This window comes from Thermoanaerobaculia bacterium (genome assembly GCA_035717485.1).
GTDB lineage: Bacteria > Acidobacteriota > Thermoanaerobaculia > UBA5066 > DATFVB01 > DATFVB01.
Window position 1 is genome coordinate 1 of the sequence record DASTIQ010000073.1, and the last position, 5055, is coordinate 5055.

Sequence of the window (5055 nt, forward strand, 5' to 3'; positions counted from 1 at the left end):
AGGACGACTCCCGGTTCCGTGGCCTCCACCGTCGGCGCGTGCGTATCGGCGGTGGCCGCTTCGGTCGGGAGGAGCTTTGCCAAGCCGAAATCGAGGATCTTCACCCGGCCGTCGTCGGTGACGAAGATGTTCTCGGGCTTGAGATCCCGGTGAACGATCCCTTTCTCGTGGGCCGCGGAGAGGCCGCGAGCGACCTGGAGGGCGATCTCGATCGCGCGCCGGGTCGCGAGCGGGGCGCCGCCCAGGCGGCTCCGGAGCGTGTCTCCCTCGAGGAGTTCGGTGACCGCGTAGACGGTTCCCCGATCGTCCCCGAAATCGTGGATCGAGAGGATGTTCGGGTGAGAGAGCGCGGCGACCGCCCGCGCCTCGCGCTCGAACCGCGCGACGGCGGCGGCATCCCGGGCGAAACGCTCGGCGAGCACCTTCACCGCGACGTCGCGCCCGAGCTTGGCGTCGCGCGCCCGGTAGACCTCTCCCATGCCCCCCGCCCCCAGGGGAGAGACGACTTCATAGGGGCCGAGTTTCGTTCCGGTGGCGAGAGTCATTCGGTCCCGGGATTGTACGCCGCGCGGCTCCCGCCGTTTCCGGCCGGCGGCCGCGATCCGGTTGTGGGCGCGGCGCTTCCCCGGTACTCTCCCGGCGTGCCTCTCGAGCTCTCGATCGCATGGCGGTATCTCGCGGCGTCGCGCAAGCGCGCGCACGTCGCGGTCGTCTCGGCGATCGCCCTGGGAGGCCTCGCCGTGGGGGTCGCGGCTCTGGTGCTGTCGATCGCCCTCCTCACCGGATTCCAGGACCGCATCCGCGAACGTCTCTCGCGCGACACGCCGCACCTTCTCGTGGTCCCGGCCCGCGGGGTGTCCCTGAGCGGCGCCGGTTCCCTCGAAAAGGCGATCGCCGGGAACCCCGAGGTTTCGTCCGTTTCGCCGTTCGTCGACGGTCGCGGGTGGATCACGGACCCGGGCTCGCGGAGCGCCCTTCCCGTCCGCTTCCGCTCGAGCCGTTCCGTCGCGGAGGGAGAGGTCGCGGTCGCCGCGGCGGTCGCCGGCCAGATCGGGACCGGACGCGGCGGCGAGGTCCGGCTCGTCGCGAACCGGACGGAGCTCTCGCCTCTCGGGCCGATCCCCGTCTCGCTCTCCCTCCGGGTGGCCGCGGTCTCGAACGTTCCGCCTTCCGCCGCGATTCCGGAGATCGCGCTCTCGCTCGCCGACGCCCGGACGCTGGCCGGGGAAGCCGCGAACGTCTCCGGGCTCGCCGTGAAGCTCGTTTCCGCCTCCCGCGCCGAGGCGGTCCGGTCGGCGCTCGCGCCGCGGCTCGGCCCGGACGTCCGCGTCCGGACGTGGGCCGAGTCGAATCCGGGGCTCACGTTCGCGCTCCGCCTCGAAAAGATCCTGATCTTCGTGACGGTGTTCCTGATCGTCGTCGTCGCGTCCCTGAACGTCGTCTCGGACCTCGCTCTCCTCGTCGTCGAAAAGCGCCGCGACCTCGGCGTCCTCGCGACGCTCGGCGCGCCCGGGACGTCGCTGTCGCGAATCTACTGGTGGCTCGGGGCGTCGATCGGCGGGGCGGGAACGCTCGCCGGGGCGGCCGGGGGAGCGGCGGCGGCGTGGGCGCTCGACCGGTTCGCGCTCGTCCCGCTGCCCGCCGACGTGTACCTGATGTCGCACGTCCCCTTCGCGCTCCACCCGCGCGATCTGGCGCTCGTGGTCGCGTTCTCGCTGTCGGCGGCGCTCGCGGCGGCGGCGCTCCCGGCACGATCGGCCGGGCGGGTCGGACCCGCCGAGGCCCTCCGGCTGTCGCGATGAGCCCGCCGGTCGTCCGGGCCGAGGGGCTGACGAAGGTGTACGGGAGCGGTGCGGCCGCCGTGCGCGTGTTCGAGAACCTCTCGATCGAGGTGTTGCCCGGGGAGTTCGTGGCGGTCGTCGGGCCCTCGGGATGCGGCAAATCGACCCTCCTCCACCTCCTGGCGGGAATCGATTCGCCCGATTCCGGGTTCGTGGAGATCGATGGAGTGCGGATGTCCTCTCTCGATGCCGCCGCCCGGGCGAAGCTCCGGAACGAACGGATCGGCTTCGTCTTCCAGTTCCACCATCTGCTGCCCGAATTCTCGGCCGCGGAGAACGTCGCCCTTCCGCTGCGGATCGCCGCGGTTCCCGCTCGCGAGGCGCGCCGGCGGGCGGGCGAGATCCTCGACCGCGTCGGGCTGGCGGGACGCGCGGATCACTTTCCCGCCGAGATGTCGGGCGGCGAGCTCCAGCGCGCCGCGGTCGGCCGCGCGATCGCGAGGAGCCCGAGGGTGATCCTCGCGGACGAGCCGACGGGCAATCTCGACCGCGCCAACGCGGACCGCGTCTTCCAGCTGCTTCGCGACGTGCAACGGGAAAGCGGGGGAAGCGTCGTGCTCGTCACCCACGATCCGGATCTCGCGTCGCGCTGTGATAAAATTTTCTCGATGTCCACACAGGGAAACGGCCAGGGAACCGCCGCGCCCGACGGCGGCAACGGAAGTCCGGATGTTTGAAAAATACAACGAGAAGGCGAGGCGCGCCCTCTTCTTCGCCCGGTACGAAGCCTCGAAGCTCGGCTCCAAGGTGATCGAATCCGAGCACATCCTGCTCGGGATCCTGCGCGAAGGCGAGGACGTCATCAAGGAGATCTTCTCGCGCTTCAACGTCAAGCCGGAGGAGATCCGCCGGGAGATCGAGGGGGACCGGATCTTCGTCGAGCGCATCTCGTCGACCGCCGAGCTCCCTCTCTCGGAAGAATCGAAGAAGATCCTCGCGTACGCGAGCCACGAGGCGGAATCGATGGTCCATCCCTACGTGGGGACCGAGCACCTCCTCGTCGGCATTCTGCGGGTCGACGGGTCCGTCGCCGGGCGGCTCCTGACCGCGCGCGGCTTCAACCTCTACGGCGTCCGCGAAGAGACGATCTCGCTCATCAAGGAACGCGAGGCCTCGAAGCAGAAGAAGGAGCTCCCGTTCCTGGCCGAGTACAGCCGCGACCTCACGGCGGCGGCCAACGCCGGCAACTTCGACCCGCTCATCGGCCGCGACAAGGAGGTCGAGCGGATCATTCAGATCCTCTCGCGCCGCACGAAGAACAATCCGATCCTGCTCGGCGAGCCGGGAGTGGGCAAGACCGCGATCGTGGAGGGCCTCGCGACGCGCATCGTCGAGGGGGCCGTGCCGCTCTTCCTCTCGACGAAGAAGATCCTCGCGCTCGACCTGTCGCTCATCGTCGCCGGCACGAAGTACCGCGGACAGTTCGAGGAGCGCCTGAAGGGGATCCTGAAGGAGCTCCGCGAGAACAACGACATCATGATCTTCATCGACGAGATCCACTCCCTGATCGGAGCCGGATCCGCCGAGGGTTCGCTCGACGCGGCGAACATCCTGAAGCCCGCGCTCTCCCGCGGGGAGATCTCCTGCATCGGCGCGACGACGATGCGCGAATACCGAAAGTACATCGAGAAGGACCGTTCGCTCCTCCGCCGGTTCCAGGCGGTCACCGTGGCTCCGCCGACCGAGACGGAGACGTTCGAGATCCTCGAAGGGGTCAAGGAGCGCTACGAACAGTTCCACAAGGTCCGCTACTCGTCGGAAGCGATCAAGACCGCGGTCTACCAGTCGAACCGCTACATCACGGACCGCTTCTTCCCGGACAAGGCGCTCGACCTCCTCGACGAGGCCGGGGCGAAGGTGAAGTTGAAGCGGGTCGCCGACACCCAGAACCTCCGGAAGCTCGAGACCGAGATCAAGCAGATCGTCAAGGAGATGAAGAAGGCGATCTCGGACAAGGACTTCGAGAAGGCGGTGTTCCTGCGGGAACGCGAGATCGAGCTCAAGGAGGAGATCGAGCGGGTCAAGGCCGCGTCCGCGGAGCGGCCGGATTCTTCCCAGGAGGTCACGCGCCGCGACATCGAGGAGATCATCTCGTCGTGGACGGGGATCCCGGTCTCCTCCCTCCAGATGGAGGAGGCGGAGAAGCTGCTCCACATGGAGGACGCGCTCAAGAAGCGGATCGTCGGCCAGGAGCAGGCGGTTTCGGCCATCGCGAAGGCGATCCGACGCTCGCGGCTCGGGGTCAACAATCCGAACCGGCCGATGGGCTCGTTCATCTTCCTCGGCCCGTCGGGCGTCGGAAAGACCGAGGTCGCGCGCCGGCTCGCCGAGTTCCTCTTCGAAAACCAGAAGGCGCTCGTCCGGTTCGACATGTCGGAATTCATGGAGAAGCACGCCGTCTCCAAGCTCATCGGCTCGCCTCCCGGGTACGTCGGCCACGAGGAGGGGGGGCAGCTCACCGAGAAGATCCGGCGCAATCCCTACAGCGTGATCCTCCTCGACGAGATCGAGAAGGCGCACCCGGACATCGCGAACCTGCTCCTGCAGATCCTGGAAGACGGGATCCTGACCGACGCGTACGGGAACGTCGTCGATTTCAAGAACACGCTGATCATCATGACGTCGAACATCGGAACGCGTCATCTCGTGACCCAGACCCGGATGGGGTTCGGCGATTCGAAGGAACCCCGCACGCATCGCGAGATCGAGGACCTGGTGCTGAGGGAGCTCCGTCGCGATTTCTCGCCGGAGTTCATCAACCGCATCGACGACGTGATCGTCTTCCACCCGCTGTCGCACGAAGAGCTCCAGCGCGTCTGCCGGCTGCTCATCGACGACGTCAACGAGGCGCTCCGGTACAGGAACGTCACCGTCGAGATCGACGACGAGGCGATCGAGTGGCTGCTCGTCCGCGCCGGCGAGGACCCGCACATGGGGGCGCGGCCGCTCCGCCGCGCGATCCAGAAGTACGTCGAGGATCGGATTTCCGAATCGCTGATCGTGGACCGGGAGGAGAAGATTTCGAGCTTCTCCGTCAGCGTGGAGGGTGACGAGCTCTCGGTCGCTGCGCGCGACAAAGAGACCGTGAGCCAGGTAGACTGATCGTTGAAGCGGCTCGTCGAGATCGCCGCGACGGGTGTTCTGTGTCTGTGCGGGGCCGCGGCGAGCGGCCAGACCGCGCCGGCGCCGTCCCCGACGCCCCCCGCCGTCCCGG

The 5055-nt window shown here is 68.2% G+C and carries 4 protein-coding genes; 3 read left to right on the forward strand and 1 reads right to left on the reverse strand.

The window, feature by feature from the left end; genetic code table 11:
* Positions 1-545, reverse strand: a 545-nt coding sequence (locus VFS34_03975) for a serine/threonine-protein kinase (protein HET9793598.1), incomplete at its 3' end; no start/stop codon positions are given.
* Between the two features lie 96 nt (positions 546-641).
* On the opposite strand from VFS34_03975, the gene VFS34_03980 reads away from it, so the two are divergent.
* From VFS34_03980 to VFS34_03990, 3 genes are read left to right on the forward strand one after another with little or no spacing between them, the layout of a single operon-like run.
* On the forward strand, positions 642-1802 hold the full coding sequence (locus VFS34_03980; GenBank protein ID HET9793599.1) for an FtsX-like permease family protein: 1161 nt from the start codon (positions 642-644) through the stop codon (positions 1800-1802).
* The gene (locus tag VFS34_03985; GenBank protein ID HET9793600.1) at positions 1799-2518 is read left to right on the forward strand and encodes an ABC transporter ATP-binding protein; all 720 of its coding nucleotides are present in this window, start codon (positions 1799-1801) and stop codon (positions 2516-2518) included. Before VFS34_03980 ends, VFS34_03985 begins: the two co-directional genes overlap by 4 nt.
* Positions 2511-4943 carry an ATP-dependent Clp protease ATP-binding subunit gene (locus tag VFS34_03990; protein HET9793601.1) on the forward strand — a complete coding sequence of 811 codons (2433 nt, stop codon included), beginning with the start codon at positions 2511-2513 and terminating at the stop codon, positions 4941-4943. The genes VFS34_03985 and VFS34_03990 overlap by 8 nt, the downstream gene beginning before the upstream one ends.
* The last annotated feature ends 112 nt before the right edge of the window (positions 4944-5055 follow it).

Bases quoted from the DNA above. Each gene is read 5' to 3' on its own strand.
- VFS34_03985 (HET9793600.1), top strand. From the start codon at position 1,799: ATGAGCCCGCCGGTCGTCCGGGCCGAGGGGCTGACGAAGGTGTACGGG.
- VFS34_03990 (HET9793601.1), top strand. From the start codon at position 2,511: ATGTTTGAAAAATACAACGAGAAGGCGAGGCGCGCCCTCTTCTTCGCC.